The 25,917-nt window shown below is 64.5% G+C and carries 25 protein-coding genes; 10 read left to right on the top strand and 15 right to left on the bottom strand.

Annotated features, from left to right (window positions below; all coding sequences use genetic code 11):
* Positions 1-16: 16 nt before the first annotated feature.
* The 15 genes from EWM57_RS21730 to EWM57_RS00380 all read right to left on the bottom strand — a co-directional run bounded on the left by EWM57_RS21730 (position 17) and on the right by EWM57_RS00380 (position 15,333).
* Complete coding sequence (locus tag EWM57_RS21730; RefSeq protein ID WP_129919164.1) at positions 17-1,909, bottom strand: efflux RND transporter permease subunit; 1,893 nt, start codon at positions 1,907-1,909, stop codon at positions 17-19.
* 1 nt (position 1,910) lies between these two features.
* The gene (locus EWM57_RS21725; RefSeq protein WP_129919163.1) at positions 1,911-3,257 is read right to left on the bottom strand and encodes an efflux RND transporter permease subunit; all 1,347 of its coding nucleotides are present in this window, start codon (positions 3,255-3,257) and stop codon (positions 1,911-1,913) included.
* A gap of 166 nt (positions 3,258-3,423) precedes the next feature.
* Positions 3,424-3,819 carry an HYC_CC_PP family protein gene (locus tag EWM57_RS00435; protein WP_129919162.1) on the bottom strand — a complete coding sequence of 132 codons (396 nt, stop codon included), beginning with the start codon at positions 3,817-3,819 and terminating at the stop codon, positions 3,424-3,426.
* Between the two features lie 83 nt (positions 3,820-3,902).
* Positions 3,903-4,487 (bottom strand): helix-turn-helix transcriptional regulator, encoded by a 585-nt coding sequence (locus EWM57_RS00430; RefSeq protein ID WP_165370356.1) that lies wholly within the window; start codon positions 4,485-4,487, stop codon positions 3,903-3,905.
* A 13-nt stretch (positions 4,488-4,500) separates the two neighbouring features.
* Positions 4,501-7,722 (bottom strand): efflux RND transporter permease subunit, encoded by a 3,222-nt coding sequence (locus EWM57_RS00425; protein WP_129919160.1) that lies wholly within the window; start codon positions 7,720-7,722, stop codon positions 4,501-4,503.
* Positions 7,723-7,725: 3 nt separating this feature from the next.
* Positions 7,726-8,469, bottom strand: coding sequence for a hypothetical protein (locus EWM57_RS00420; protein ID WP_129919159.1), 744 nt, complete (start codon positions 8,467-8,469; stop codon positions 7,726-7,728).
* Between the two features lie 18 nt (positions 8,470-8,487).
* Complete coding sequence (locus tag EWM57_RS00415) at positions 8,488-8,991, bottom strand: YybH family protein (RefSeq protein ID WP_129919158.1); 504 nt, start codon at positions 8,989-8,991, stop codon at positions 8,488-8,490.
* 19 nt (positions 8,992-9,010) lie between these two features.
* A complete protein-coding gene (locus EWM57_RS00410; RefSeq protein ID WP_129919157.1) occupies positions 9,011-10,156 on the bottom strand; it encodes an efflux RND transporter periplasmic adaptor subunit in 1,146 nt (381 codons plus the stop codon).
* 12 nt (positions 10,157-10,168) lie between these two features.
* Complete coding sequence (locus EWM57_RS00405; RefSeq protein WP_129919156.1) at positions 10,169-10,795, bottom strand: hypothetical protein; 627 nt, start codon at positions 10,793-10,795, stop codon at positions 10,169-10,171.
* Position 10,796: 1 nt separating this feature from the next.
* Positions 10,797-12,041, bottom strand: coding sequence for a TolC family protein (locus EWM57_RS00400; protein WP_129919155.1), 1,245 nt, complete (start codon positions 12,039-12,041; stop codon positions 10,797-10,799).
* A 106-nt stretch (positions 12,042-12,147) separates the two neighbouring features.
* The gene (locus EWM57_RS00395) at positions 12,148-12,705 is read right to left on the bottom strand and encodes a heavy metal-binding domain-containing protein (RefSeq protein WP_129919154.1); all 558 of its coding nucleotides are present in this window, start codon (positions 12,703-12,705) and stop codon (positions 12,148-12,150) included.
* Positions 12,706-12,793: 88 nt separating this feature from the next.
* Positions 12,794-13,516, bottom strand: a complete 723-nt coding sequence (locus tag EWM57_RS00390) for a DUF305 domain-containing protein (RefSeq protein WP_129919153.1) — start codon at positions 13,514-13,516, stop codon at positions 12,794-12,796.
* A gap of 53 nt (positions 13,517-13,569) precedes the next feature.
* On the bottom strand, positions 13,570-14,517 hold the full coding sequence (locus EWM57_RS00385; RefSeq protein WP_129919152.1) for a heavy metal-binding domain-containing protein: 948 nt from the start codon (positions 14,515-14,517) through the stop codon (positions 13,570-13,572).
* Positions 14,518-14,574: 57 nt separating this feature from the next.
* Positions 14,575-14,706 carry a hypothetical protein gene (locus EWM57_RS21720; RefSeq protein WP_262708220.1) on the bottom strand — a complete coding sequence of 44 codons (132 nt, stop codon included), beginning with the start codon at positions 14,704-14,706 and terminating at the stop codon, positions 14,575-14,577.
* Between the two features lie 132 nt (positions 14,707-14,838).
* Positions 14,839-15,333 (bottom strand): hypothetical protein, encoded by a 495-nt coding sequence (locus tag EWM57_RS00380; RefSeq protein ID WP_129919151.1) that lies wholly within the window; start codon positions 15,331-15,333, stop codon positions 14,839-14,841.
* Positions 15,334-15,730: 397 nt separating this feature from the next.
* Between EWM57_RS00380 and EWM57_RS00375 the strand changes: the two genes are divergently transcribed.
* From EWM57_RS00375 to EWM57_RS00330, 10 genes are all read left to right on the top strand, one after another.
* Positions 15,731-18,061 carry a heavy metal translocating P-type ATPase gene (locus tag EWM57_RS00375; RefSeq protein WP_317128145.1) on the top strand — a complete coding sequence of 777 codons (2,331 nt, stop codon included), beginning with the start codon at positions 15,731-15,733 and terminating at the stop codon, positions 18,059-18,061.
* A 46-nt stretch (positions 18,062-18,107) separates the two neighbouring features.
* Positions 18,108-18,485 carry a cupredoxin domain-containing protein gene (locus EWM57_RS00370; protein ID WP_129919150.1) on the top strand — a complete coding sequence of 126 codons (378 nt, stop codon included), beginning with the start codon at positions 18,108-18,110 and terminating at the stop codon, positions 18,483-18,485.
* Between the two features lie 5 nt (positions 18,486-18,490).
* Positions 18,491-19,117: a helix-turn-helix domain-containing protein gene (locus EWM57_RS00365; RefSeq protein WP_165370355.1), complete on the top strand. Its 627-nt coding sequence runs from the start codon at positions 18,491-18,493 to the stop codon at positions 19,115-19,117.
* 122 nt (positions 19,118-19,239) lie between these two features.
* Entirely contained in the window at positions 19,240-19,869 is a 630-nt protein-coding gene (locus EWM57_RS00360; protein ID WP_129919148.1) for a DUF305 domain-containing protein, read from the top strand.
* 80 nt (positions 19,870-19,949) lie between these two features.
* A complete protein-coding gene (locus EWM57_RS00355; protein ID WP_129919147.1) occupies positions 19,950-20,264 on the top strand; it encodes a DUF6122 family protein in 315 nt (104 codons plus the stop codon).
* A 46-nt stretch (positions 20,265-20,310) separates the two neighbouring features.
* Positions 20,311-21,324 (top strand): DUF4396 domain-containing protein, encoded by a 1,014-nt coding sequence (locus EWM57_RS00350; protein ID WP_129919146.1) that lies wholly within the window; start codon positions 20,311-20,313, stop codon positions 21,322-21,324.
* 96 nt (positions 21,325-21,420) lie between these two features.
* Positions 21,421-22,668, top strand: coding sequence for a hypothetical protein (locus EWM57_RS00345; protein WP_129919145.1), 1,248 nt, complete (start codon positions 21,421-21,423; stop codon positions 22,666-22,668).
* A 298-nt stretch (positions 22,669-22,966) separates the two neighbouring features.
* The gene (locus EWM57_RS21035) at positions 22,967-24,817 is read left to right on the top strand and encodes a DUF4209 domain-containing protein (protein ID WP_165370354.1); all 1,851 of its coding nucleotides are present in this window, start codon (positions 22,967-22,969) and stop codon (positions 24,815-24,817) included.
* 30 nt (positions 24,818-24,847) lie between these two features.
* Complete coding sequence (locus tag EWM57_RS00335; RefSeq protein ID WP_129919144.1) at positions 24,848-25,405, top strand: hypothetical protein; 558 nt, start codon at positions 24,848-24,850, stop codon at positions 25,403-25,405.
* A 2-nt stretch (positions 25,406-25,407) separates the two neighbouring features.
* Positions 25,408-25,752: a hypothetical protein gene (locus tag EWM57_RS00330; RefSeq protein ID WP_129919143.1), complete on the top strand. Its 345-nt coding sequence runs from the start codon at positions 25,408-25,410 to the stop codon at positions 25,750-25,752.
* Positions 25,753-25,917 lie beyond the last annotated feature (165 nt).

The raw sequence follows: 25,917 nt of genomic DNA, 5'->3' as shown, positions 1-25,917 counted from the left end.
CTGCCCGACACGGGGGCTAGTGCGTGACAGCGAGAACATCGATTTTTCCGAATTTGCGCAGCTCGTACTCCTTGGTATACAGGAAAATGAGCGGCGTGACGAGCAGAATGTGGGTAGCCGAGGTGAACACCCCGCCAATCATGGGCAGCACAATGGGCAGCATCACGTCCGAGCCCGTGCCGGTGGCCCAGAGCACCGGCACCAAGCCGAAGAGCGACACCGACACGGTCATCAGCTTGGGCCGCAGGCGCTTGGCCGCGCCGTGAAACACAGCCTCCTGCAAATCCTCGCGGGTGATAGTTTCGGCCGAGTTTCCCTTCTCGGCCACCAGCTTCTGCATGGCGTCGTTGAGGTAGATGACCATGATGACGCCCGTTTCAACGGCCAGCCCGAACAGGGCAATGAAGCCCACGGCCACGGCCACCGACAGGTTGACGCCGTAGAAATACACCATGTAGGCCCCGCCAATCAGGGCGAAGGGACTGGTGATAAGGCTCATAAACGCCTCCCGCACGGAGCGAAAGGCGAAGTACAGGGCCCCGAAAATCACCACCAGCACCAGCGGCAGAATCAGCTTGAGCGTGCGCTGGGAGCTAATCAGGTTCTCGTACTGCCCGCTCCACTCCAGGTAGTAGCCCTGCGGCAAGGTGCTTTCCAGACGCTGCAGCTTTTGCATGGCGTCGTTCACGGTGCTGCCCAGGTCGCGTCCCCGCACGTTGAAGAGCACCGCGCCCCGCAGCTGGGCGTTTTCCGAGTTTATCATCGGCGGCCCTTCGGTGTAGCGGATGGTGGTCACGGCCGAGAGCGGCACCGGCCCGTAGCTGGCGCTCTGGATGGGGATGCGCTTGAGGTCGTCCAGGCTGTTGCGGTAGTCCTGGGCCAGGCGCACGTTGATGGCAAAGCGGCGGCGCCCCTCCACGGTGCTGGCAATGGGCGCCCCGCCGATGGCGGATTCCACCACCTCGTTGACCTGGTCCACGGTCAGGCCGTAGCGGGCCAGCTCGGGGCGGTTCATGGCTATTTCCAGGTACTTGCCGCCCGTCACGGGCTCCACGTACAGGTCTTCCACGCCGGGCACCCCTTTCAGGGCAGCGTTGACCTGACCCGCCACGTCGTTAATGGTATTCAGGTTCTGGCCGTACACCTTCACGCCCACGTCGGTGCGGATGCCGGTGCTGAGCATGTTGATGCGGTTGATGATGGGCTGGGTCCAGCCGTTCACGACGCCTGGAATCTGCAGCTTGCCGTTCATCTCCTCAATCAGCTTGGCCTTGGTCAGGCCGTCGCGCCACTGGTCGCGAGGCTTGAGCAGGATGATGGTTTCAATCATGTTGATGGGCGAGTTGTCGGTGGCCGAGCTGGCTCTTCCCGCTTTGCCGAGCACGCTCAGCACCTCGGGTACCTGCTTGATAATCTTGTCCTGCACTTGCAGGATGCGCTTCATTTCCGTGTTCGACACGTCGGGCTGGGCCACGGGCATAAACAGGATGGAGCCCTCGTTGAGCGGCGGCATGAACTCGGTGCCGAGGCTCATGACCAGCGGGATGCTGACGAGCAGCAGGCCAATGTTGATGGCCAGGGTGGTTTTGCGCCAGCGCATCACCCAGTGCAGCATCGGGGAATAGATGCGTTCCAGGAAGCGGTTCAAAGGGTTCTGCTCCTCGGTTTTGAATTTGCCTTTTAGGAAAAAGGAGATGAGCACCGGGGCCAGCGTCACAGCCAGGATGGCGTCGATGATGAGGATGAAGCTCTTGGTCCAGGCCAAGGGGTGGAAGAGCTTGCCCTCCTGCCCGGTGAGCAGAAACACCGGGAAAAAGGAGGTGACGATGATGATGGTCGAGAAGAAGATTCCCCGCGACACCTGCTTGCTGGAAGACTCGATAATTTCGAGGCGTTTGGTATTGTCCATGTTAGGCGGGGGTTGAAGGCGAAGAGGCGTTGGCTGACGGTGGCGAAGTGGCCGGGCCGGGGTCCGGCGGGCCGCCCGTATTCTCCTGGGCCTGGTACTCGGCCAGGTTGCGGTAGGCGTTTTCGGTCATCACGATGCCGTTGTCGACGATGACGCCGATGGCCAGGGCAATGCCGGTGAGCGACATGATGTTGGAAGAGATGTCGAAGGCGTTGAGCAGAATGAAGCTCGTGGCAATCGTAATCGGAATCTGAATCAGGATGCTCAGGGCGCTGCGCCAGTGGAAGAGAAACAAGAGTACGACCAGCGACACGACCACCATTTCCTCGATGAGCGTGTGCTTGATGGAATCCACCGAGTCCTGAATCAGTCCGCTGCGGTCGTAGACCAGCCGAAACGAGACGCCCGGGGGCAGACCGGCGCGGATTTGCTCCATTTTGGCTTTCACCCGCGCAATCATGGCGTCGGCGTTTTCGCCGTAGCGCATCACCACGATGCCGCCCACGGCTTCGCCTTCGCCGTTCAGGTCCATGATGCCCAGGCGGCTCTCGCCCGTCATCTGCACGGTGGCCACATCGCGGATGCGCACCGGGGTCGTGCCCTGGGTGATGACCGGCACGTTTTCCAGCGTGGCCATATCCTGGATGTATCCCGACGTTTTGATGATGTAGCCGGTGCCCGACTGCTCGAACTTGCGCCCACCGGCCTCGTTGTTGTTGCTGCGCACGGCCGCCAGCACCTGGGGCAGGGTGATGCCGTAGTAGGTCAGGCGGGTGGGGTCCACCGTCACCTGGTACTGCTTTTGAAAGCCGCCGAAGCTGGCCACCTCGCTCACGCCCGGCACGTTTTGCAGGCCGAACTTCACGTACCAGTCCTGCAGGGCACGCTGCTCGCCCAAGTCCAGGCCGGGCGCCTTGAGCGTGTACCAGAGCACGTGGCCCACGCCGGTGCCGTCGGGCCCGAGGGTGGGCGTGACGCCGGCCGGCAGCAGGCGCTGGGCGTAGTTGAGACGTTCTAGCACCCGCTCGCGGGCCCAGTAGATGTCGGCCTCGTCCTCGAAGATTATAAACACGAAGCTCATGCCGAACATAGACGTGCCGCGCACGGACTTGACCTTGGGCAGGCCCTGCAGGTTGGTCACCAGCGGGTAGGTCACCTGGTCCTCCAGAATTTGAGGACTGCGGCCCATCCACTCGGTGAAGACGATGACCTGGTTTTCGGACAGGTCGGGGATGGCGTCGATTTTGCTTGCGCGCACCGCGTACGCGCCCCAGGCAAACAGGCCGGCCGCGAGCAGCAGCACGAGGTACCGGTTCCGCAGGGAAAGGGAAATGAGTCGCTCAATCATGGTCTGATTAGCCGCAAAAGAATAGGTGAGCCTTGCCGCGCCGGAAACCCCGGGTGGGGACGTCGGCGGGCCGGATAGCCTGGATACGGGGCCCGTTGCTCCGCAACGGGCAAGCCGAAAAGCCCCGCAGCCAACTGGCCGGGGGAAGCGATAATCAACCCAAACGCTAAATCAAAAAGGCATGCCCACGCACGTAGGCGGGGCACTCGGGCGGCGGGGCCGCGTGCGCGACGAGTTTGCTCGCCGGCTCATTGGCAGGATACGCCAGCAGGGCCAACTGCCACACCAGCTGCAATATGGTCGGCGCCGGGGCCACGTCGGGTGCCTGCAGCAGGAAGTGCGTCGCCGTTAGTTTCACGTCCTTGGCAGCGCTGACGACTTTTTGGTCGTGGCAGCAGCCGCACGCGGGCTTGCCGGTATCCTGGCAGCAGCAGTGCTTGTCTGCATCGGGCGTAACCGTTACCGCCGTCAAAGCCTGCCCACAGAAGTGCATGCTGTAGACCAGCCCGGGGCTGGACAACAAGTAGCTAACGAGCAGAAACAGGCTGATAACGCGTTTCACGGGTAACGAGCGGAAGACAGAGGCTTGGGAAGTACGCGCCGGGCTGGCCAGGAGTTGTGCGGTCAGGCCGCCGGCCGGTGAAGTCAGGGAAGTCGCTTTTCGAGGAGTTGGGCGCTGGCCGTGCACTGGCGTCGGTACTCGCTGGGCGAAACCCCCGTGGCCCGCTGGAACTGCCGGGACAGGTGGCCCAGGTTGCTGTAGCCCAGTGTATTGGCAATGCGGCCCACGGGCAAGGTGCCGTCGCGCAGCAGGCACCGGGCCGCTTCCACCCGCTGGCGCACCACGTACTGCTCCAGGCTCAAGCCTTCGGTGGCCGAAAACACGTCGCTCAGGTAAGCAAAGCGCCGCTGCAAACGCCCGCTCAGCAGCCGCGAGAAGTGCCCGCTGCGCAGCGCCGCCGGCTCGTTGCGAAGCAGTCCGGCAATCACTTCTTTGATTTGCTCCACCACGCGCTGCTGTGGGGAAAGCTGGTCGAGCAGGGCAAAGCCTTCTGCCTCCAGGCACTGCTGCAGGCCCGGCCAGTCGATAGCGTCAGCGGCCCCCAACAGCTCTACTTCCCCCAGCTCTACGCGCAGGGGGACCAGGCCCAGCTCCACGAGGAGCTCGCGCATCACCAGGATGCACTTCGAGCAGACCATGTGCCGGATGTAAAGAACTGTGGAGGGCATGGGCTCAGGGGAATTACAGCGCCGGTGATAAGTCGTTCTGGTCCGCTGGCGGCGTGAGCGGCTGGGCGTCCAACTCCTGCGGGTGGTCATCGAGGCCCACTTCCTGGTGGGAAGCGAAGTATTGGGCCAGGGCCTTCTCCCCGACCAGCCAGAAGACCACGGGTGTGACGATGATGTCGAGGAAGGTGGAGCTGAGCAGCCCACCCAGAATCACGGTGGCCACGGGGTAGAGGATTTCCTTGCCCGGCGCATCCTTGGCCAGCGTGAGCGGCACCAAGGCCAGGGCGGCGACCAGGGCCGTCATGAGCACGGGCACCAGGCGCTCCAGCGAGCCGCGGATAATCATCTGTTTGCCGAACTGCTCCCCTTCGTGCTCCACCAGGTGGATGTAGTGCGAAATCATCATGATGCCGTTGCGCGAGGCAATGCCGGTCAGGGTGATGAAGCCCACCAGCGAGGCAATGCTGAACGTGCCGCCGGTAAGCAGCACCGCCACCACCGAGCCAATCAGCGCCAGCGGGATGTTGAGCATGATTTGCCCCACCATGTAGCTGGACTTGAAGTGCGAGAACAGCACCAGGAAGATGCCGGCCAGCGAAAAGAGACTCAGCCAGAGAATCTTCTGCGAGGCCGACTGCTGGCTTTCGAACTGTCCGCCGTAGGTCAGGTAGTAGCCCGGCGGCAGTTTGACTTGCTGGTTGACTTTGGCTTGAATCTCTTTGACCGTGGAGCCCAGGTCGCGCTCGGCTACGTTCAGCGAAATGGTGATGCGGCGCTGGGTGTTTTCGTGGTTGACGGTGTTGGGGCCGGGCTCGTAGACGATTTCCGCCACCTGGCTCACGGGTATCATGGCCCCGGAAGGCGTTTCGATGCGCGTCTGGCCGATGGCGGCGATGTCGTTGCGCTGGGCCTCGGGCAGCTTCACCACCAGGTCGAAGCGCTTCTGCCCGTCGAGCATCTGCGAAACCACCGCGCCCTGAAACAGGGTTTCCAGGTCGCGCACCACCTCGCCCCGCTCCATGCCGTAGGCGCGCAGGGCCTCGTCGCGGGGCCGGATGAGCAGCTGGGGAATCTGCACCTGCTTTTCCACCTGCAGGTCCACCACGCCCGCTACGGAGCCGGCCACCGCGCGGACTTCGCTGGCGTAGCGGCGCAGCTCCAGCAAATCGTTGCCGAACACCTTGATGGCCACCTGCGCCCGCACCCCCGAGAGCAGGTGGTCGAGGCGGTGGGAAATGGGCTGGCCGATGTTCACATTTACGCCCGTTATCAGGCTCAACTTCTGGCGCATGTCGGCCAGAATCTCGTCGCGGCTGCGCATCTTCTTGCCCTCCTTTTCCAGCTCCGCTTCGGTTTTGAAGGCCACCTCGATTTCCGAGTTGTTGACCGACTCAGCGTGCTCGTCCAGCTCGGCCCGGCCCGTGCGGCGGGCCGTGTAGGCTACTTCCGGAATCTTGAGCATCTGCTGCTCGCCCAGCGTGCCGAGCTTGTTGGACTCGGCCAGCGAGGTGCCAGCCGGGGCCGAGAAGTTGACCGTGAGCGAGCCTTCGTTGAAGGGCGGCAGAAACTCGGTGCCAAAGAAGGGCACCATGGCCGCGGCCATCACAAAAAGCAAGGCGGTGGTGGTCAGCACCAGCTTGGGGTGCGTCAGCCCCCAATTCAGCAGGCGGGTGTCCTTTTTCTTGAGCCAGCGCACCAGGCCCCCGTCGGTTTCGGGGTGGTCCATCTGCTTCATCTTCGGCAGCAGGTAGTAGCAGAGCACCGGCGTGACCGTCAGTGATACAAAGAGCGAGGCCACGATGCTGGTGATGTAGGCGATGCCCAGCGGCGCGAAAATGCGGCCTTCCATGCCCTCCAGCGCAAACAGCGGCAGGAACACGAGCACCACGATGATGGTGGCGTACACGATGGAGTTGCGCACTTCCGACGAAGCGGCGTAGATGACCTTCAGCACCGGCTGCGGATTGGGGCGCTGCCGGTTTTCGCGCAGGCGCCGGTACACGTTTTCCACGTCCACGATGGCGTCGTCCACCAACTCCCCGATGGCAATGGCCAGGCCGCCCAGGGTCATGGTGTTGATGCTGATGCCCGCGAAGCGAAACACCAGCGCCGTGACCAGCAAGGATAACGGGATGGCCACCAGGGAGATAAACGTGGTGCGCACGTTCAGCAGAAAGGCAAACAGCACGATAACAACCAGGATGGCGCCGTCGCGCAGGGCTTCTTCCACGTTGGTGATGGACGAGTCGATAAATTCCGACTGCTTGAACAGGCGCGTGTTGACCTTGACATCCTTGGGGAGGGAGGGTTTCAGCTCCACCAGGGCCTTTTCCACGGCTTCGGTCAGGCCCACCGTCGCGGCGCCCGGCTGCTTCTCAATGCTCAGAATCACGGCCGGCTGGCCGTTCACGCTGCCGTCGCCGCGCTTGAAGCGGGCCCCAAACTCCACCTTGGCCACGTCCGCTACCCGGATGGGCGACTGCGCGCGGTAGCCCACGATGATGTTTTCAATATCCTGCACCGAGCGCAGCCGGCCCAGGTTGCGAATGAGCACCTCGGAGCCGTTGCGGTCAAAGAAGTTGCCGGTGGTGTTCAGGTTCGACTTGCGCAGCGCCTCCTCTACTTGGTTTACGGTCAGGCCCGTCGCGTTGAGCCGGGGCATGTCCAGCAGCACCTGGTACTGCAAATTGTCCCCCCCGATGGGAATGACCTGGGCCACGCCGGGGATGGAGAGCAAGCGCTGGCGCACAGTGTAGTTGGCCAGCGTGCGCAGGTCGGCCGCGTTGGTTTGCTGCCCGCCCGACAGCCCCACCAGCATTATCTGGCCCATGACCGAGGAGATGGGCCCCAGCACGGGCGTGATGCCCTGGGGCAGCTGCTCGCCGGTGGTTTGCAGCTTCTCGCTCACAATCTGACGGGCCGTGAAGATGTCGGTGCCGTAGTCGAACTCGACGAACACCATGCCCAGGCCAATGGCCGAGTTGGAGCGCACGGCCGACACGCCGGTGGCCCCGTTCAGGGCCGTTTCCACGGGCAAGGTCACCAGGGCCTCCACTTCTTCCGGAGCCATGCCCGGGGCTTCCAGGAACACGGTTACCCGGGGGCGGTCCAGGTCGGGCAGCACGTCGACCGGCAGCTGCCGGGCCGTGTAGGAGCCGGCAATGATGAGGCCTACGGCAAAGGCCAGCATCAGCAGGCGGTTCTGCAGCGCAAAGCGAATTATCTTGTCAAGCATGAGTTAGTGAGGAAGTGCAGGTAAGAGAAGGCGCAGCCCCGGGCCGGGCCGCAGGCTGTCCACGTGCGCCACGAAGGGCTGCGTGCCGGGGCGCACGTGCAGGTGCAGCCGCTTCGCGGCCCGGCGTGAGGCGGGCGGCAGCACGAAGCCCAGCAGGTCGAGGGGCCCGCGCCCAAAGCGGCCATGGACACCCAGCTCGGGCGCGGCCTCGTCGGCCGGGCCGGCGGTGGGATAAGCGGCCACGTGCCACCAGACCGCCAGCGGCTCGCCCTGCAGCCGAAAGGGTTGGGCCAGCCGCGCCGGGAAGCCTGCCCGTGCGGCCGCGGCATGAATGAATTCGGCCAACTGCGCCGGCGCGGTAGCCGTGGCAGGCACCGCGCCGGCGTCCCGCCACTGTGCCACCCGGCGCTGCAGCAGCCAGGCGGCCTGGCCCCGAAAGCCGGCCGTGGTTTCGGTGGCCCCGTTGGGCCGGAGCCGGGTGGTGTGCGCCTGCCCGGCCACGACCAGTATCTCGCCACCTCCGGCGGCCACCCCTACCGCGTAGAGCACGGGCCGGGCCGTGAGCGTGTCCAGCGCCACGGCCGCCGGGTTTTTACCTGGCTGCGGCGGATGCAGGCGCCTGGTTGCCCGCTGGTGCTGGGCGGCCAGAAGCAGCGGCAGACCCAGCAGCAACAGGCCCCGGCCCATTGCGCCGCGTTGCAGCGCGGGGAAGAATCCAGGAAGGCGACGAAAAAGGGGCGCGGGCATGAGCGGGCGAGCAGGGCGCTACTTGCGCGCCGAGTTGTGGTTGACCACGAACTGCCACTGGCCCGCCGCGTTTTTGCGCAGCACGCTGGTGGCCACCCCGCGCCGCTTGACGGGGGCCGGCACCGCGGTATCCTTGGGGCCTTTCCTCAGCCCGATGGTGTAGGTGTAGCTTTCCGTGGCGAAAGCATAGGGGCCGTCCACCGTCACGTCGGCCTGGTAGTCGCTGTAGGTGAACGAGCTGAATTCCTTAAGCTCGGGGCCCAGGTGGTGGTCCCGGTAGTGGGCATAGGTTCCTTCCCGACTGCCCGATTCCAGCACCACGGAGTTGGCCACGAACAAGCGGGTAGTCCCGGTGGTGTCGAGCTGTTGTACGGCCTGCTGGTACTGCTTCAGCACGGCCCGCACGGCGGCTTCGTCGGCCGAAACGGCCGGCGTGGTTGCGGCAGCGGGCGCGGTGGTTTGGGCACGGGCCGGGGCCGACCAAGCGGCCCCGGCGAGCAGGGCAAGGAGAAAACGGCGCATAGCAGGTAGGGAAAAGGAATTACTGATTGAGGTAAATGGACTTGAGCTGGTAGGTGCCGGTGGTGACCACCCGGTCGTTTTCGTTGACCTGGCCCTGCAGCAGCACGGTTTGCTCGCCGCTGGCGGCGCCGGGCTGCACGTAGCGAATCTTGAAGCGCTCGGGCTCGGTGTGCACGAACACCACCGGCTTGCCATTCAGGTCGGTAATGGCCGAGGTGGGCACGGTCAGCTGCGGCTTGCCGCCCCCGGTCTGGCCCACGACCTGCACGTTCACGGCCTGGCCGGCGCGGTAGGCGCTGCCCTCTTGGGCATCCAGCTCCAGCACCAGCTGGCGGGCCTGGTTGACGGGGTTGACCACGTTGCTGAACACCACCAGGCGAGCCGGCACGCCGGGCTGGCCCTGCAGGCCTTCCACCCGGAACACGGCCCCGGGGGTGACTTTGGCCAAATCCTGGGCAAACACCTGGGCTTCCACGCGCAGCTTGCCGGGGTTGATGACCCGCAGCAGCTCGTCGCCCTGGTTGACTTGTTGACCCACGGCCAGATTAAACACGTCCACCGTGCCGCTCACCGGCGAGGTGATGGGTACGCGCCGCTGCTGGGCCTGCCCGTTGTAGATGGCCGCGTTCTGCCGGGCCTGACGCAGGCGCAGTTCGGCGGCCACCACGTCCTTGCGGGCGGCGATGTCGGCGATGCTCTGCAGGCGGGCGTAGTCCTGCTGGGCCGCGCGCAGCTCGGCCTGGGCGTTGGCCCGCTCGGTGCTGAGCCCGATTTGCTGGGTGGCATCCAGGGTTTGCTCAATGACGGCCAGGGTCTGCCCGGCCCGCACGGGTTGCCCCACGGTAGCCGATAAACTGACGATGCGGCCTCCCTGTGGCACCACCACCCGGCCTTCGCCGCCGGCGGCGGCGGACACCGTTCCGTAAAGGGTGGCGCGGCTATAGGTCGTGGAGAAGGCGGCCAGGGTGGTCTGCACCTGAAACAGGAACTGGCTTTCTTTGGGCAGCAGCACCTCGTCGGTCAGGGCCACGCCGGTGCTGGCTTTCGCTGCGGCGCCGTGGTCTTCGCCGCCGTGGGCCTGCACCCGGCCCGGGGGCGGCAGCAGCACGGTCAAGACCACGGCGGCCGCGGCCGTGGCCGCCAGGAATTTATGCTTGGTTTTCATATCCGTTGAGCGTTAAACAATGGGGGTGCGCCGGCTGGCGGTCAGCGCCGGCTCCGACGTCTGCAGCACGGAGGGCTCCGGGCGCCGGCGGCGCATGAGCAGGGCCGTCAGGCCGATGCCGAGCACGAAGGCGCCCACCAGCGCCAGAATGGTTTTCCAAGACGAAAAGAGCGAGGTCGCTACGGCCGGCGCCGCGGCGACGGGTAGCTTCTCTCCTACTTTGATGCCTTCGAGCAAGAGCAAATCGGCCTTGTCGCCGGCCACGATGTTGGCCGCGAAGCTGTAGGTTTTGTTGGCCGGAAACTGGCCTTCCACCAGGTACACGCCGGGCTCTTTTTCCGTCACGGCCCACTTCAGCTTCGCATCCTCGGGGTTGGTGAGCGTGAGCCTGGCGCCCTTGATGGGGGCGTTGGTGACGTAATCCGAGAGGAACAGGCGCAAATCAGCGGGTTTGCCCCCTTCCAGCGGCTCGTAGCGCAGCAGCACCTCGAACTGTTCCGAGAGGGCCGCCACCGAGAAGGAGGTCGCGCCGGCCGGCGTCGAGGCCTTGGCTCCGTCGCCGTGGTCTTCGCCCCCGTGGGCGTAGGCCGCGCTGCTGAGCACGAGCAGGCCCAGCAACAAAATGAGGAGTTGTTTCATGCTATTCACCCCGCAGGTAGTTAAGTTCGATGAGGGCCTGACGGTAGTCGCGGATGGTGGTCAGGTAAGTATTCTGAATGGTAAAGGCCTGGTTGAGGCTCTGAATCAGCACGAGGTAGCTGATTTCGCCGGCCCGGAACAGGCGCTGCGACTGGCTGATGATGGCCCGCGACTGCGGCACGCCGGTCTGCTCGTAGTAGCCCAGCGACGCCGAGAACTTGCGCGTGTCGGCCAGCGCCTGCTGGTAGAGGGTGCTGAGCTCCAGGCGCTGGGTTTGCAGTTGGTAGCCGGCCGCCTGCGAGCGGGCCGTGGCCGCCTGCAGCTGCGAGCGGTAGGTCCAAAACCAGATGGGTACCGACACGCCGAACTGGAAGCGGTACTTGAGGGCGGAATTTTCAAAGGCCTGATTCTGGTAGCCCACCGTCAGCGCGGGCGTGCGCCGGGCCCGCACCAGGCTGATGCCCGATTGGCTCAGGGCCACGTTTTGCTGGGCGGCCGCCAGCGTGGGGCTGCGCACCAAAGCCGCGCTGTCTTCGGCGGGCAGGCTGCTAAGCAGCGCCCCGCCGGTCTGCACCAGCTCGGGCCCGCTGCGGCGCAGGTCGGTGCTGGTGGTCAGCGCGGCCGTGGGCTGCCCCAGCAGCAAGCCCAGGTGGCGCTGGGCGGCGCGCTGGTCGGCGGTGGCCTGCTGCAGCTGCACGCTCACCTGCCGGGCTTCGGCGTCGGTGCTGATGCGCTGCAGGGAGGTGACTTCACCGGCCGCGAACAGGCGCTCGGTGGCCACGCGCAGGGCCTGAAACAGGCTGTCCTGGTAGGTAAGCTGCCGCACCTGCGCCTCGGCAAACTGCAGGCTCAGGTAGGCCAGGCGGGTATCGCGCAGCACGCCGGCCCGGCTCACCTCGCGGTTGCGCTCGGCCAGGGTGATGCCCGCCTCTGCCACCTGGCGCTGGCGCCGGTACACGTTGGGCAGGTCGATGGTTTGCACCACGCCCGGGGCCCACATCTCGCCCGTGGGCGCCGAGAACAGAAAGTCTGGGTTGGCGGGCGCGAAGGAGCCCCGCCTGAGGGCGCGCTGCTCCTCGATTTCGCGGTCCGACTGCCGCAGCCGCGGGTGGCGGCGCAGCGTCAGGGCTTCGGCGCTGTCGAGGCTAATGGCGGTTTGGGCCCGCGCCGCTTCCGGGAGTAGCCCGAGCAGCAGCGCCAGCACCAGCAGCCCGTGCGCCGCACATTTCATGGTTGGGTACTTCATGGTATCAGGTTAGAGCTCGTCAAGGGGCCGCCTGCCGTTGCAGCAGCAAGCGGCCCGGGACGCAGAAGAGGGTCCGGACGCACGGCGTCCGAAAAACAGGCTCTGCCTACGCCTTTTTCACGAGGGCCATGCCGCACTTCGGGCAACTGCCCGGCTTGGTGCTGGCCGAGCCTTCGCACTTCATGGGGCATTCGTAAGCGGCGCCCACGGCCTTGCTGGCCGGTGCGGCCGCGTCGAGCTTGTCGAAGCGGGTGTTGATGGCTTTGCCGTCGGCCTTCAGGCTGACGATGGCCGTGCGCACTTTCGCCCCGGCGGGCAGCTTGGCCACCAGGTGGTCGTCGCCCCCGGCCACCAGCGTCACGGTCGTGGTTTTGTTGTCGGCGGTTTGCACCATCACCGTGCCTGAGAGCGACTTGTTGGGCACCGGCGCCATCTTCGCGGCCAGCAGGTAGATGTGCAGTTCACCAGCGTGCTGCACCAGTTCCATGTGGTAGGGGCTGGCCGAGCGCACGACGCCGCCGTGCGGGGCCACGTGGGCGTGGGTTTCGCCGGGGGCCATGTGGGCCTCCACCTTGCCATCGGCGTGGGCGTGCTGGGCCTGCGAGGCCAGGGGGGCGAGGGCGAGAAGAGCGGCCGCCGCCAGGGAAATTCCAAAAAGCTTCATGGGAAAAAGGGGGTTTAAGGGTACTGTGAGGGGGAGAGGGATGGGGCCGGCAACGGTCCCGGTGGGGCGCCGCTGCCGGCGGCCCGGATTACATCTTGTCGGCGTTCTTGTCGTGCCAGGCTTTGAATTCGGCGATTTCCTTCTGCTGGGCGTCAATCATTTTCTGAGCCATCTCCTTGAGCTTGGTGTCCTTGCCGTGGGCCAGCTCGGCTTTGGCCATGTCCACGGCGCTCTGGTGGTGCACCGTCATCAGCATGTTGAAGTTCATGTCCGGGTCAGCTACCATGTTGGGCATGTTTTTCATCATGCCGTCCATCGAGGCCTTCATTTTGCTGGTGAAGGGGTCGGCCGGGTCCTGGGGCTTGTAGTTGCTCGGGGCGGCGTCCAGGCGCTCGGCAATGGGCTCCATCTCCCCGATTTCCTTCTGCTGGTCGGCCTTGATTTTCTCGGCCAGCTGCTTCATGGTGGCGTCCTTGCCGTCGCGCAGCTCGATGTCGGCCATGGCCACCGCGCCCTTGTGGTGCTCCAGCATCATGTGGGCGAAGTCGTGGTCGGTGTTGCCCTTCATTTTCAGGGCGCTCATCTTGCCCATCATGTCGTTCATGGACGCCATCAGGGGCGAGTCGCCGGCCGCGCTGCCCTCGGCCATTTTAGAATGGTCCATGCCGGCCATGTCGCCTGAAGCAGTGGCGTCGGGGGCGGTCGTTTCGGTGGTCGTAGTCGTGGTATCAGCGGTTTTGTCGCTGCTGCACGAGGCCACCAGCAGGGAGCCCGAGCAGAGGGCGGCGAGGAAAAGAGTGGACTTTTTCATGGGTTTTGGAATGGTTGAGGGTTGGGAAAAGGAACTTATGCGGTGCCTTGGCCTTAGCTGGAGGCTGGGCCCTTCACGTTGATGGTGAAGTCGCCGGTGTGAATCTTGCCGCCGTGGTTGAACTGCAGGAAGACCCGGTAGAGGCCGGGGGCTTCGAAGTTGGTGTTGAAGCCGATGGCGGGCCCTTTGTCGGCCTGGTCGTTGGGGTGCACGTGCAGGTAGCGCTCGGTGTCCTCGCTGATGACCACCACGTGGCCCAGCGCCCCGAGGTAGTTGTCCAGGTCGGTGACGGGCTGGCCGTTCTTGCGGATGGTGATTTTCATGCCCAGCAGCTGACCGGTGGTGAGCGGCTTGTCAAAGCTGAGGGTTGCCTGGTAGCCGTCCTGCGCCCACTGCATGTCGTCGTGTTTGAACTTTACCGGGGCGTACTTCGGGCCCTGCACCGTGATGGGCTGGCGGCCCAGCTGGTGGCCGGCCCCGGTGGGCGTGTAGTCCTGAAACAGCACGTAGTCGCCCCCCTTGGGGAAGGTATAGTTGACTTGGTAGTTGCCCTGGGCCGTGTACTCGGGGTGCTCGTGGTAGAACTGGCCCAGGTCCTTGCTGACAATGATGAGGTGGATTTTCTTCTCGTGCACCAGGGCCAGGGGCACAGGGGCGGCCTCGTTGCCCACTTCCTGCGGCGTGAAGACCAGCTGCGAAGGCTGGCCGGCCGTCAGCTGCATGGGCGTGGGCTCAAACTTCATGGCGTAAGTCTTGCCATTGGCCACCTTATCGTTGTGTTCGAGTTTCATGCCGCACTTGGGGCAGGTCTCCCCTTCCCTGGTGCTGGTCACCTCGGGGTGCATGGGGCAGGCGTAGGTATGGCCGCTGGCGTGGTCGGCCGTGCCCTCGGTCGGGGTGGTAACGGTGTTGGTCGCGCTGCTCGAAGCGGAATCGGACGAGCAGCTGGCTGCAGTCAGCAGACTGGCCACGGCCAGCACGGAAATGGGTAAGCGAAACATAACAGGGGGTAAGGGTGAGAAATGGAGGGACTGGCATCGGCCATCCCGGCGGTTAGCTCAGGCCTGCCACTGCTGCCAGAGCACAAAGCCCAGGGCAGCGGCCAGCACGGCGTAGAGCAACCCCGTGAGCAGCCGGCGGAGCGGGCCGCGCGGGGGCGGGCCACTGGCCGGTTCGCAGCAATCTTTCATTGCGGAGCAGGGGTAACCCGGAAGATGAGGGGAGGGAGAAATGCCGGCTTAGGCGGCGCGACGGGCAAACGAAAAGGCCCGCCCCGGACACAGCAGAGCTGTGCCGGCGCGAGCCTTAGCGCGTCGGGGCAATCAGACAGTCAGCGACTGGATGAAAATGCGGATGTCGGGTATTTTGGGTTTGAGCTGCCGGCGAGCCACCAGCAGCACGGGCCGCGTGCGGTCCCACTGCTGAAAGCGGACCACCACGGCCAGCGGAGCCGGGGGCAGGGCCACCGGCATGAACGCCATCTTCTCAATGCCCGCTTTCGGCGGGTGCGTCAGCGAGGCCCACACGGCCGCGGCGTCGTCCTGGCAGCAGGCGCCCTTAGGGCCGTGCTGGTGCGAGCCGCCCGAGGCGGGTGCTTTGTGCTCGTCGTGGTGGTGCGCGGTGGCCGCATCGTGGCCGGCCCCGTGAGAGTGGGGAGCCTTATGCTCGTGCGCGGCCGGTTGCGGGTGCTCGTGCGCCGGCGTGCCGGCCGGGTGCCGGTGTTCCGCGGCGTGCGCCGCAGCCGCGGGCCTGGCCAGCGCGCAGAAGACCTGCCCAAAGAACACGTTAAGGAAGACCACCAGCAAGGAGGTCGCCATCGCGCGTCGGGAATGGGTCTGGAGTCGGAACATTGGTACGAAGCAACGGCAAAATTATGGGAAAGGTTTAAATAGTATTCTGCCATTAGTACACCCATTGCGTCACCATTGCCAAACGCGTTTACGCCCCTATGGCCCCTGCATTGGTCGTTTTGAGCCTTGAAGGGCTATCCAGCGCCTCCTTTATGTTTTAGGACGGCTGGTGGACTGACAAGCGGGCCTGGAAATCTTATAAGTGCAGCGACTGAATTGTATACATCCCGGCGCGCCCGCTGGCGGGGCGTGCAAATGTTGTAAGCGCAAAGCGCAATTCTGCACATCTATTCGGTGCCGGAGCCAGTTTACTTCCTGTTTATAGGACGAGCGAAAATGCCGCTCCTCACCAACGCTACTACCCGTGGATACCATACCTCACCACCACCCGGCCCCGACGCCGCCCTCCCTTCCAGCGGCGGCCACCAGCGCAACGGAAACGGCCACCCTCAACATCGAGGGCATGACCTGTGCTTCCTGCTCCAACTTTGTCGAGAAGGCCCTGAGCCGCACGCCCGGCGTGCAACGCGCCACCGTGAACCTGGCCAGCGAGAAAGCCACCATCGAGTACCTGCCGGGCCAGATTGACCGCGCCGGCCTGAAGGCCGCCGTGGAGCAGGCCGGCTATGGCGTGCACGAGCCGGCCGCGCCGGCCTCCCCCAACGTGCTGGCCTCCGACCAGGAACTGGACCAGCGCAAGGCCGCGGCCTACCAGAAGCTCAAGCGCCGCTTCCAGGTGGCCGTGGGGCTGGCCGTGGTGATTATGCCGCTGAGCATGCTCATGCTCTGGCCGCGGATGATGAACCTGATTCCGACGCCGGTGCTCAACTACGTGCTGCTGGCCCTGACGCTGCCGGTGCTGCTCTACAGCGGCCGCGAGTTCTACGTCTCGGCCTGGAACGGCCTGCGGCACCGCACCGCCAGCATGGACACGCTCATTGCGGTGGGCACCGGGGCGGCCTTCCTCTATAGCCTGGCCGCCACGCTCATTCCCCACTGGTTTATGCAGCGCGGCCTCATGCCCGAGGTGTACTACGACACCACCGCCACCATCATTGCGCTGATTCTGCTGGGCAAGGTGCTGGAGAGCCGGGCCAAATCCAAGACCTCGGCCGCCATCAAGGCCCTGATGGGGCTGCAGGCCAAAACGGCCCGCGTCGTGCGGGGCGGCCAGGAAGTGGACGTGCCCATCGAGCAGGTCGTGCCCGGCGACGAAGTGGTGGTGCGCCCCGGCGAGAAAGTGGCCACCGACGGCGTGCTGCTCAGCGGCCACTCGGCCGTCGACGAGAGCATGCTCACCGGCGAGAGCCTGCCGGTGGAAAAGCAGGAAGGCGACAACGTGTTCGGCGCTACCCTCAACAAGACGGGCTCCTTCCGCTTCCGCGTGACGAAAGTAGGCGCCGAAACCATGCTGGCCCAGATTGTGAAGCTGGTGGAGGAAGCCCAGGGCAGCCGTGCCCCCATCCAGCAGCTGGCCGACAAGGTCAGCGCCGTGTTCGTGCCGGTGGTGGTCATGGTGGCCATCGTCACCTTCGTGCTCTGGTTTGACTTCGCTCCCGAGGCCACGCGCCTGCCGCTGGCCCTGGTCAACTTCGTGGCCGTGCTCATCATTGCCTGCCCCTGCGCGCTGGGCCTGGCCACGCCCACGGCCATCATGGTGGGCACCGGCAAGGGGGCCGAGCACGGGGTGCTGATTCGCAACGCCGAGGCACTGGAGAAGGCCGAAAAAGTCACCACCGTGCTGCTCGACAAAACCGGCACCATTACCCGCGGCGAGCCCAGCGTGACGGACTTTGTGCCCGTCAACGGCGACGACGCTGTCCGCCTGCTGCCCCTGCTGGCGGCCGTGGAGCGCCAGAGTGAGCACCCGCTAGCCGAGGCCGTGGTGCGCTACGCCGACGCGCAGGGCACCCCGGTGCTGACGGCCACGGCTTTTCAGGCCTTTGAAGGCCGGGGGGCCGGCGCTACGGTAAACGGGCAAGCCCTTCTGCTGGGCAACCGCCGCCTGCTCGACGAGCACCGCGTGCCGGTAACGGCCGCTGCCGAGCAGGCTGCCGCGCAGCTGCTGGGCCAGGCCAAGACGGTGCTTTACGCCGCCTTGGGCGGGCAGATGGTGGCCCTGTTTGGCGTGGCCGATACCGTGCGCGAGTCTAGCCGGGCCGCCATCCAGGCCCTGCAGGCCGAGGGCATTGAAGTGGTAATGATGACCGGCGATAACCCGCAAACCGCCGCCAAGGTGGCCGAGCAGGTGGGCATCAAGCGCTACTTTGCCGAGGTGCTGCCCGCCGACAAGGCCGGCAAAGTCAAGGAGCTGCAGGCCGAAGGCCGCACGGTGGCCATGGTGGGCGACGGCATCAACGACGCGCCGGCGCTGGCCCAGGCCGACATCGGCCTGGCCATGGGCGGCGGCACCGACGTGGCCATGGAAGCGGCGGGCATCACGCTCATGCGCTCGGATTTGCAGGGCGTAGTGACGGCCATGGACCTCTCGCGCCAGACCATGCGCACCATCAGGCAGAACCTGTTTTTCGCCTTCATCTACAACACGCTGGGCATTCCCATTGCCGCCGGGCTGCTTTACCCGTTTACCGGCTGGCTGCTCTCGCCCATGCTGGCCGCCGCGGCCATGGCCCTGAGCTCGGTGTCGGTGCTGACCAACTCGCTGCGCCTGCGCGGCTACCAGCGGGCGGCGTAAGGCGGCTCCCGCCTGGCTTTCCTTTCTTCTTTTGTACTCCCTTTGTATGGATACTACGCAAATAATCGTAACCGTGGTGGGCGTGGGCCTGCTGGGCTTGGTGGGCTGGTTTTTCTTTCTGGCCCCGCACCGGGTGGCCACGGCCGTCTCGTCGTCGGCCGGCATCCAGCAGGTCGACATCGTGGTGAAGGGCGGCTACTCGCCCGACGTCATCGAGGTGGAGCGCGGCAAGCCCGTGCAGCTCAACTTCTACCGCGACGAGGAAAACAGCTGCTCGGAAGAGCTGCTGCTGCCCGACTTCAACATCCGGCGCGACCTGGCCCCGTTTAAAACCACGGCCATTGAGTTTTTGCCCCAGCAAGCCGGTACCTTTGCCTTTACCTGCGGCATGCACATGCTGCGGGGCAGCCTGGTCGTAAAATGAAAACCATGACGCAGTCCGCTTCCTCCAGCTTGCCGGCCCCCGCGGGCGGGGCGGTGCGCCTCTCTATCCGCAACATGGTGTGCCCCCGCTGCCTGCGCGTGGTGCAGCGCGAGCTGGAGAAGGCCGGGTTGGTGGTGGACGGCGTGGCGCTGGGCGCGGCCAACGTGCGGATGGCCGACGGCGGGGCCGTCCGCGAAGACGTGGTGCGCAGCGCCCTGCAGGCCTACGGCTTTGCCCTGGTCGAGGACCCGCGCGACCAGCTGGTGGAGCAGGTGAAGGCCGTCGTGGTGGAGCTGATTCACTACACGCCCACCGAGCTGCAGCCCTTTCACACCTACTCCCACTTCATCAGCGAGCGGGTCGGGCGGGCCTACGCGTACTTGTCGCACCAGTTCTCGGTGCGGGAGGGCCTGACGCTGGAAAAGTACATCATCCGCCAGAAGGTGGAGCGGGCCAAGGAGCTGCTCAGCTACCAGGACGCCAAGGTGGCCGAGGTGGCCGCGCGCCTGGGCTACAGCAGCGCGGCGCACCTGACCAATCAGTTCCGCCAGGTCACGGGCATGTCGCCCTCCGCGTTTCAGGCCCTGGGCCCCGGCAGCGCGGGCCGGCTGGGGCTGGAAACCCTCTCCTAACGGCGCCGGGCTGGAAACTTTACAAGGTTTTCGGCCGAATCGTGGGCAAACCGGGGGCCTGGCGGCCTCGTTTAGTCAGGGTGACAGTTGCTGTTGCTTTCTCCTAAACGAAACCCCGCCGTATGCTACGTTCCCTCCGCCTCCCCCTGCTTGCTTGCCTGTTTGCCGTTGGTGCCCTTGCTTCGTGTAGCAAGGACGAAGCCGACGGCCTGAAGGTGCAGGCCCACAACGACAATGCCTTCATGACCATCATGCACGACATGAGCAAAGAAATGGACATGATGACGGCCACGATGGACCCCGACGTGGACTACGCCAAGATGATGGTCATGCACCACACGGGCGCCATCAAGATGGCCCAGAAAGAGCTCAGCGCCGGCGACAACGCGGCGATGAAAGCCATTGCCCAGCGCATGATAACCGCGCAGCAGGCCGAAATCACGCAATTCAATGCCTTTCTGACCAGCCACCCGGCTCACGCCCCGATGGTGATGGAATTCATGGACCGCGCCATGATGGCCATGGAAACCATGGACAAAAACAACGACCTGCGCGTGCTCACCGGCGACGCCGACCAGGACTTTGCCCAACTCATGATTGACCACCACACCAGCGCCATCGAGATGAGCGAGGACGAACTGGAGCTGGGCCGCGAAGCCACGCCCAAGAGCATGGCCCGGCAGATAATCACGGACCAGCAAATGGAAGTCAAAGAGCTGCAGAATTGGCTGTTGGCCAACAAATCCTACTAACCAGGGGTACACATCTGCCCCGGCAAGGCGGCTCCGGTGGGGCCGCTTTTTTGCTTACCCCTCCTTGTTGTCTGCGGCCGATGGTGCACGCGTTTCTCCACGTGCTGGTGCCCGGTGTCGTGGCCCTGCTGTTTTACCGGCCGCACTGGCGCCGAACCTGGCTCATCTTAGCGGCGGCGCTGCTGCTGGATGTGGACCACGTCTTGGCCACGCCCATGTTCGACGCCGGCCGGTGCAGCATCAACTACCATCCGCTGCACACTTACTGGGCCATGGGCGGCTACGCCCTGCTGCTGGTGCCGCCCCGGAGCCGGGTGTGGGCCCTGGGCTTTCTGCTGCACATGGCCCTCGACTATGCCGAGTGCTGGCAACTAGGCATCACGTTTCCCCGCTGAGTCGCCTGACGCTTCTTACCGGTTGACCTCACCCTCTCCTCGTCCTATGAACCATCCGATGCCCGCGCCGCTGTTCCCTGAGTACCTGTTATGGGGTTGGTTCGCCCTGACGGCCCTGTCCGTGGCCTACGTGGCCTGGGACTTGTTCACCCGTACCCCGGAAATGAAGGTGATGAAGTGGGGCTGGGTGCTGGTGACACTCTACACCGGGCCTGTGGGCCTGCTCATTTACTGGTTTTCCTGCCGCGAGCCCTCGCCCGGCACCCACGAGCAGTTTGTGGCCCCCCTGTGGAAGCAGGCCGTGGGCTCCACCATTCACTGCGCGGCCGGCGACGCCACCGGCATCATCGTGGCGGCCGCCCTGACCGGCTACTTCGGCCTGCGCATGGGCGTGGACATCTGGCTGGAGTACGCGGCGGGCTTTGCCTTTGGCCTGTTTATTTTTCAGGCCCTGTTTATGAAGGACATGATGAAGATGAGCTACGGACAGGCCGTGCGCCACTCGTTTCTGCCGGAGTGGATGTCGATGAACGCCATGATGGCCGGCATGCTGCCCACCATGGTTATCCTGATGAGCCGTGACATGCGGGCCATGGAAGCGACGTCGCCCTGGTTCTGGGCGGCTATGTCGGCCGCTACGCTGGTGGGCGTGGTTGTTTCTTACCCGGTCAACTACTGGCTGGTGAAAAACCAGCTCAAGCACGGCATGGGCACCGAGCGGGCGCTGGGCAAAGGGGGAGCGCCGCAGGCGGAAGCCAGCGCTACCCCGCCTATGGGCCATAGCATGCCCAGCATGACGGGGATGCAGCACGAAATGCCCGCCGCCGCAGGACACGCCGGGCACCGCATGACGGCGCTGCCCGAGCAAATGCCGGACATGGCCACGGGCAGCAGCGCCCCGGTATCGGGGCTGCGCAAGGCTGCCGTCACACTGCTCACGCTGGCCATGCTGGCCGGGGGCTACTGGCTGGCGGCGCGCTACGGCGACTTGTCCATGCGCCCCGGCGAGCCCATGCTGGACATGCCCGGCATGGCAATGCCCGCCGGCCATCCGATGTAGGCAAGTCCATCATGGGCGCTAACCAAAGCCAGGCTTATAGTGTTTCAGGCGCCAATTCTGTGCATCTTAGCCGCTCTAATTACCTTGCGCTTTTTTATGTCCGCCGCTCTGCCGCCGCTTATCCAGCAATACAAAGCCGATTCCGAGTCCGTCTACAACACCTGGTTCATCAACAACGAGGAGCGCCTGAAGGCCTTCCGCTCCATCCGGCGCGGGGTGCAACAGGTAGTCAAGGACATCAAATCGGGCAGCTTCGGCAACGATTTTAAGGGCACCTCGCTCGAATTCGTGCTCAGCGTCATCAGCGAGCAAAAGCAGGTGTTTCAGGGCGCGGCCCACCCCTTCTACTGGAAGCCCAAGCTGCGTATCCCCGACATCTACGAGCACGAGGACAACAAGCGGGCCTTCGGGCAGTTTCTGGAAAGCTGCCTGGCCGCCACCACCGAGCAGCAGCTGCTCAAGGAAATCGAGCTACTTGACCGCCGCAAAATCAAGGGGCTGGGCCCGGCCGTGGCCAGCATCCTGTATTTCCTGCACCCGACCTTGATGCCGCCCTGCAACACGGCCATCGTCAACGGCTTCAACGCCCTGTTTGGCCAGAAAATCAAGCTGGGCTCCTGGCCCGAGTACCTGCGCATGCGCGAGCAGCTGCGTGATTTGAACCTGACGCACCGCCAGCACCTGAGTCTGGACTACGGTGCGCTGGCCGGCCTGCTCTTCGACGTGGGCGTGAAAAAGATGATTGCCGGCGACCAGCAGTTCACCACGGAAGAAGAGCGCGACAAGTACCAGCAGCAGGCCCGCAAGCGCCACCAGGAGGTACAAACCGAGGCCCAGGAGCAGAACCAGCACACCCAGATGCAGCACCACCTGCTGCGCATCGGCAAGGCGCTGGGCTGCGACGTGACCACGGCCATCAACGACCGCAACCGGCTCTGCGGGGGCCAGAAGCTTTCGTTTCACTGCCTCGACCAGCACCCCGAGCTGCCCGTGCCGGCCGACGTGGCCAGCACCATCCGTCTGATTGACATCGTGTGGTTTGCGCCCGGCACCAACCGGGTGGTGGCCGCTTTCGAAGTGGAAAAGAGCACCAGCATCTACTCGGGCATTCTGCGCCTGACGGACTTGGCCTTCTCCATGCCCGAGCATGAGACGGCTTTATACCTGGTCGTGCCCGATGCCCGCGAGAAAGAAGTGCAGGCGCAGCTCTCGCGCCCCGCCATCCGCGCCGCTGGCGCGACCATCCACTACATTCTGTTTTCCGAGTTAAGCCAGCACTGCGAGGCGCTGTGCAAGTTTGGCGACTCGCCGGCTGCCATGCGCAAGATTGCGAAGGGCGTTTAGGAGGCCGGCCCGGCTACTTAGCAGCCATTTCGCCAGGCCACTAGAGCAACGTGCTAGTTGGCCCTTGCGCAGAGCATGGTGGTTCTAGCCCTTCCGGAAGCTTCCGGAAGCTTCCGGAAGTACTCGCTGGCAGCGAATCAGGCGCCCGCCCGGATGCGCAGTAATGGGCTTGGCAAGGGCGTACGTGGGGCTTGGCGGCCGGGGACGGCCGTGAAAAATAGCGTACTTTCTCCGCAGTGCCGTACTTGGAGCAATTCTGCCCGCCAGGTTGTTAATCGAGTCCCGGGAAATTCATTCCATGCAAGACCTTCAGAGTTACCTCCGCTACCTTGATACCGCCAGCGAAGATGTTCGGGACACCCACGCGCTAACGGCGCGGCTGGGCGAGTTGGCCGTCCAGCTGGCGGAAGCGGGGGATGCCGACGGGGCCCGGTGGGCCCGGGTTGAACAGGAAGTACTGGCGGCCAGCAAGCAGCTGGATAGGGGCGTCGGCTACCAAATCAGCGGTACGCGCAAGGATGAGCAGGGAGTTGAGCACGAAGTGGGCTGGCCCGATACGTCCGGGTACGCCGAGCCCGAATACGCGTACGTGCGCCGGCGCTACCAGGAAACTCCAAATCTGTACTTGAAGAGCGAATACGGCTTGTTTCTGTACTTGCGCAAACACCTGCGCACCAACGAGCAGGTGCGGGAGCTGGCGGCCACCCTGTTTCAGTTGGGCGTGGGCTACGTCGAGAAGCACCGCGTCGGCGGAGAACGAACCCACTACGCCCTGCACGCTCTGGAGGCGCTGCGCAAGGCGTTTCAGCTGGCCAACACGCGAAAAAACGACGCTTCCGTGGCGCAGCTGCTGGGCGAAATCGTCCAATACCTGGTAGCGCTGCACACCACCTGGCCCCTGGACAACCGGGCTACGCTGCGGGTACTGAGCGCCATTACGGAGCTGTTCACGGAGTACTACCGCGCCCTGACCGCGCCCGAGCAGGCCGATGCCCTGCTGGAGCAGGACTGGCGTGGGGTGCAGCAACTGGCGCAAACCTACCGGCACGGGGCCATTGAGCTGGCCGCGGAAGCATCCGAACTGGCCGGCAAAGCCGGACGCGAACGGGCGCGGTGGTCGTTTTTTCAGGCCCAGCAGCTCGAAGCCCTGGCCCAGGAGGCCGAGGTGCAGCACAACATGACCGCCGTGGCCTTCACCGAACGCGCCCTGCGCATTTACCGGCAGCTGAAGGACGAGGAGAACAGCCGGCGCTTGGAGCTGGAATACCAGCGCTTGCGCACGCGCTTCGCCCTGACCCAGACCCGCACCCAGATGCCGGACGAAGCGACGCGGGCGCTGATGGAGTACATCGCGGAAGTCGTGCGGTCAAAAGACGCCCAGGGCATCATCGCCGAGCTGTGCCTGACTCCCATGTTTCACAGCCTGGACCGGGTCAGCGAGGCGGCCCAGGCCCAGCGGGACTCGTTCATGGACATGCTGCCCAAGAGCCTGGAGGACAAGCACGGCAACACGGTCCAAACCTTTTACACCGAAGAAGAAAAGGAGCAGTTCCAGTTTTTGAACACCTACAGCCTGCTGGCGCAACTCTCCACCCAGACGCTGGTCAAGCTGATGCTGGAAGCCTTCAAGGCCCGCAAGCTGACGGCCGACGCCGTGCAGGAGTTCCTGCAGCGCAGCTGGCTGGGCCAGCCCCGGCTGGTGGAGTCCAGCGGCCAGCAAACCCAGACCCAGCCGCTGCGCCTGGTCATGTCCGGGGTGCGCCTGCTGTTCCACGAGCTGGAAGCCTGGCGGCAGGACCCAGACTACGAACCCGACTTTATCGCCAGCACGGATTCGCTTACCTTGAAAGTGGAGTACCTGCTGCGCTACATCTGCGTGCAGCTGCGCCTGCCCACCTTCAAGATGCGCGAGAACACGGACGTGACCATGGAGAAACTGCTGGATGAACTGCTGGCGGACCTGAAAGGGAAACTCGAAGAGGACGACCGGTTCTTCATCAAGTTTTTCCTCAGTGAGAAGGCCGGCTATAACTTGCGCAACCGCGTGGCCCACGGCCTGATGGACGACGACGAGTACGGCGTCGAAAACGTCTTTCTCGTACTGACCATGATTTTAAAATTAGCCTCGTACGAATTTCGTGCGGTATAACTTCCTCCCCTGGAACCCCAGGAATTAACCATGCGCAAGGCCATTGTCCGCAGCGGCTCGCCGTCGGTGAAGGGCATCGACATGTGGGCCATGGACGCGGACGAGTTCGTGCGCAACGAGCGCACCAACCGCAAGAGCGCCCGGGGGGTGAGCAACAAGTTTGCCCTGTTCATCACCCTGGAAACCTTGGCCACCAAAACCAGGCGGAACCCGGCCACGGGCCTGGGGATGTTGATTCCCAAACTGGCGGCTCAACTGGACTCGTTCCGGGCCCTGGCGGCGGATTGGGACACCTACGGCGCGCTGCCCATCGAGCCCGGCGCGCTCGAACGCGCCCGGCAGTTGTTGGAGGCGCTTTCCCTGCAGCTGGTGTACGCGCCGGCTGTGAGCGTGCACGTGTTTCCCATGCGCGACGGCGGCGTGCAGGTCGAACTGGACCGGGACGCGGCGTCCATGGAAATCGAGGTGCACCCCGACGGGACCGAGGACTACCTGCTCTTCACCCCGGACGGCACCGTCCTGGGCTCCTACCCGTCGCTGTTTGCGGCCCTGCGGCATTTCATCACGCCCCCGGCCAGCCGTACATGAGCGTGCACCAGATAACCCCCGAGGACGAGTTGCTTCGCCGCATCATCCTGCAGCCCCAGTTCTTTAAAATCACCCCGGACGGCGTGCGCCGACCCACCAGCGCGGCCTTCAAAATGCGCAGCGGCGAAGATGGCCTCTCGGTTGATATTCTGGGACTGACTTCGTTGGAGCAGGCCATTGCCAACCCGGCCACGCACACCGGCGCGCTGCTGCTGGCCAAAGTTCCACTGGACCAGAACTGCCCCTGCGTCCACGACCCGGTGGCCGGCAATCCGGCCCACGCGCTTATCAAAAACGTGACGCCGGCTTTGGCGAAGCTGTTTGCCGTCAATGCCCGCCTGCTGTAACCGGCCCGGTGTGATACCGCCGACCTCGTTGTGAGCTATTTCCGGCTTTCGACTTTAACAGGCGTGTGTTGCTAAGTTAGGCCTTGAGCCAATTCTGGCGATGGCTGTATTTATGTTGTGCAAACGCAACAAACGTGGTATATTTGGCCATCTTTGTTGCGTCTA

Origin of the sequence: Hymenobacter persicinus (genome assembly GCF_004167665.1) — a bacterium.
Lineage (GTDB): Bacteria > Bacteroidota > Bacteroidia > Cytophagales > Hymenobacteraceae > Hymenobacter > Hymenobacter persicinus.
This window is presented reverse-complemented; position numbering and strand designations above follow the sequence as displayed.

What these genes read in the sequence shown, in the direction of transcription:
- EWM57_RS00400 (WP_129919155.1), bottom strand. Translation starts at nt 12,041, where the DNA reads ATGAAGTACCCAACCATGAAATGTGCGGCGCACGGGCTGCTGGTGCTG.
- EWM57_RS00370 (WP_129919150.1), top strand. Translation starts at nt 18,108, where the DNA reads ATGGATACTACGCAAATAATCGTAACCGTGGTGGGCGTGGGCCTGCTG.
- EWM57_RS21730 (WP_129919164.1), bottom strand. Translation starts at nt 1,909, where the DNA reads ATGGACAATACCAAACGCCTCGAAATTATCGAGTCTTCCAGCAAGCAG.
- EWM57_RS00335 (WP_129919144.1), top strand. Translation starts at nt 24,848, where the DNA reads ATGCGCAAGGCCATTGTCCGCAGCGGCTCGCCGTCGGTGAAGGGCATC.
- EWM57_RS00425 (WP_129919160.1), bottom strand. Translation starts at nt 7,722, where the DNA reads ATGCTTGACAAGATAATTCGCTTTGCGCTGCAGAACCGCCTGCTGATG.
- EWM57_RS21720 (WP_262708220.1), bottom strand. Translation starts at nt 14,706, where the DNA reads ATGAAAGATTGCTGCGAACCGGCCAGTGGCCCGCCCCCGCGCGGCCCG.
- EWM57_RS00380 (WP_129919151.1), bottom strand. Translation starts at nt 15,333, where the DNA reads ATGGCGACCTCCTTGCTGGTGGTCTTCCTTAACGTGTTCTTTGGGCAG.
- EWM57_RS00410 (WP_129919157.1), bottom strand. Translation starts at nt 10,156, where the DNA reads ATGAAAACCAAGCATAAATTCCTGGCGGCCACGGCCGCGGCCGCCGTG.
- EWM57_RS00350 (WP_129919146.1), top strand. Translation starts at nt 20,311, where the DNA reads ATGAACCATCCGATGCCCGCGCCGCTGTTCCCTGAGTACCTGTTATGG.
- EWM57_RS00385 (WP_129919152.1), bottom strand. Translation starts at nt 14,517, where the DNA reads ATGTTTCGCTTACCCATTTCCGTGCTGGCCGTGGCCAGTCTGCTGACT.
- EWM57_RS21725 (WP_129919163.1), bottom strand. Translation starts at nt 3,257, where the DNA reads ATGATTGAGCGACTCATTTCCCTTTCCCTGCGGAACCGGTACCTCGTG.
- EWM57_RS00390 (WP_129919153.1), bottom strand. Translation starts at nt 13,516, where the DNA reads ATGAAAAAGTCCACTCTTTTCCTCGCCGCCCTCTGCTCGGGCTCCCTG.
- EWM57_RS00430 (WP_165370356.1), bottom strand. Translation starts at nt 4,487, where the DNA reads ATGCCCTCCACAGTTCTTTACATCCGGCACATGGTCTGCTCGAAGTGC.
- EWM57_RS00415 (WP_129919158.1), bottom strand. Translation starts at nt 8,991, where the DNA reads ATGCGCCGTTTTCTCCTTGCCCTGCTCGCCGGGGCCGCTTGGTCGGCC.
- EWM57_RS21035 (WP_165370354.1), top strand. Translation starts at nt 22,967, where the DNA reads ATGCAAGACCTTCAGAGTTACCTCCGCTACCTTGATACCGCCAGCGAA.
- EWM57_RS00360 (WP_129919148.1), top strand. Translation starts at nt 19,240, where the DNA reads ATGCTACGTTCCCTCCGCCTCCCCCTGCTTGCTTGCCTGTTTGCCGTT.
- EWM57_RS00355 (WP_129919147.1), top strand. Translation starts at nt 19,950, where the DNA reads ATGGTGCACGCGTTTCTCCACGTGCTGGTGCCCGGTGTCGTGGCCCTG.
- EWM57_RS00395 (WP_129919154.1), bottom strand. Translation starts at nt 12,705, where the DNA reads ATGAAGCTTTTTGGAATTTCCCTGGCGGCGGCCGCTCTTCTCGCCCTC.
- EWM57_RS00420 (WP_129919159.1), bottom strand. Translation starts at nt 8,469, where the DNA reads ATGCCCGCGCCCCTTTTTCGTCGCCTTCCTGGATTCTTCCCCGCGCTG.
- EWM57_RS00345 (WP_129919145.1), top strand. Translation starts at nt 21,421, where the DNA reads ATGTCCGCCGCTCTGCCGCCGCTTATCCAGCAATACAAAGCCGATTCC.
- EWM57_RS00405 (WP_129919156.1), bottom strand. Translation starts at nt 10,795, where the DNA reads ATGAAACAACTCCTCATTTTGTTGCTGGGCCTGCTCGTGCTCAGCAGC.
- EWM57_RS00365 (WP_165370355.1), top strand. Translation starts at nt 18,491, where the DNA reads ATGACGCAGTCCGCTTCCTCCAGCTTGCCGGCCCCCGCGGGCGGGGCG.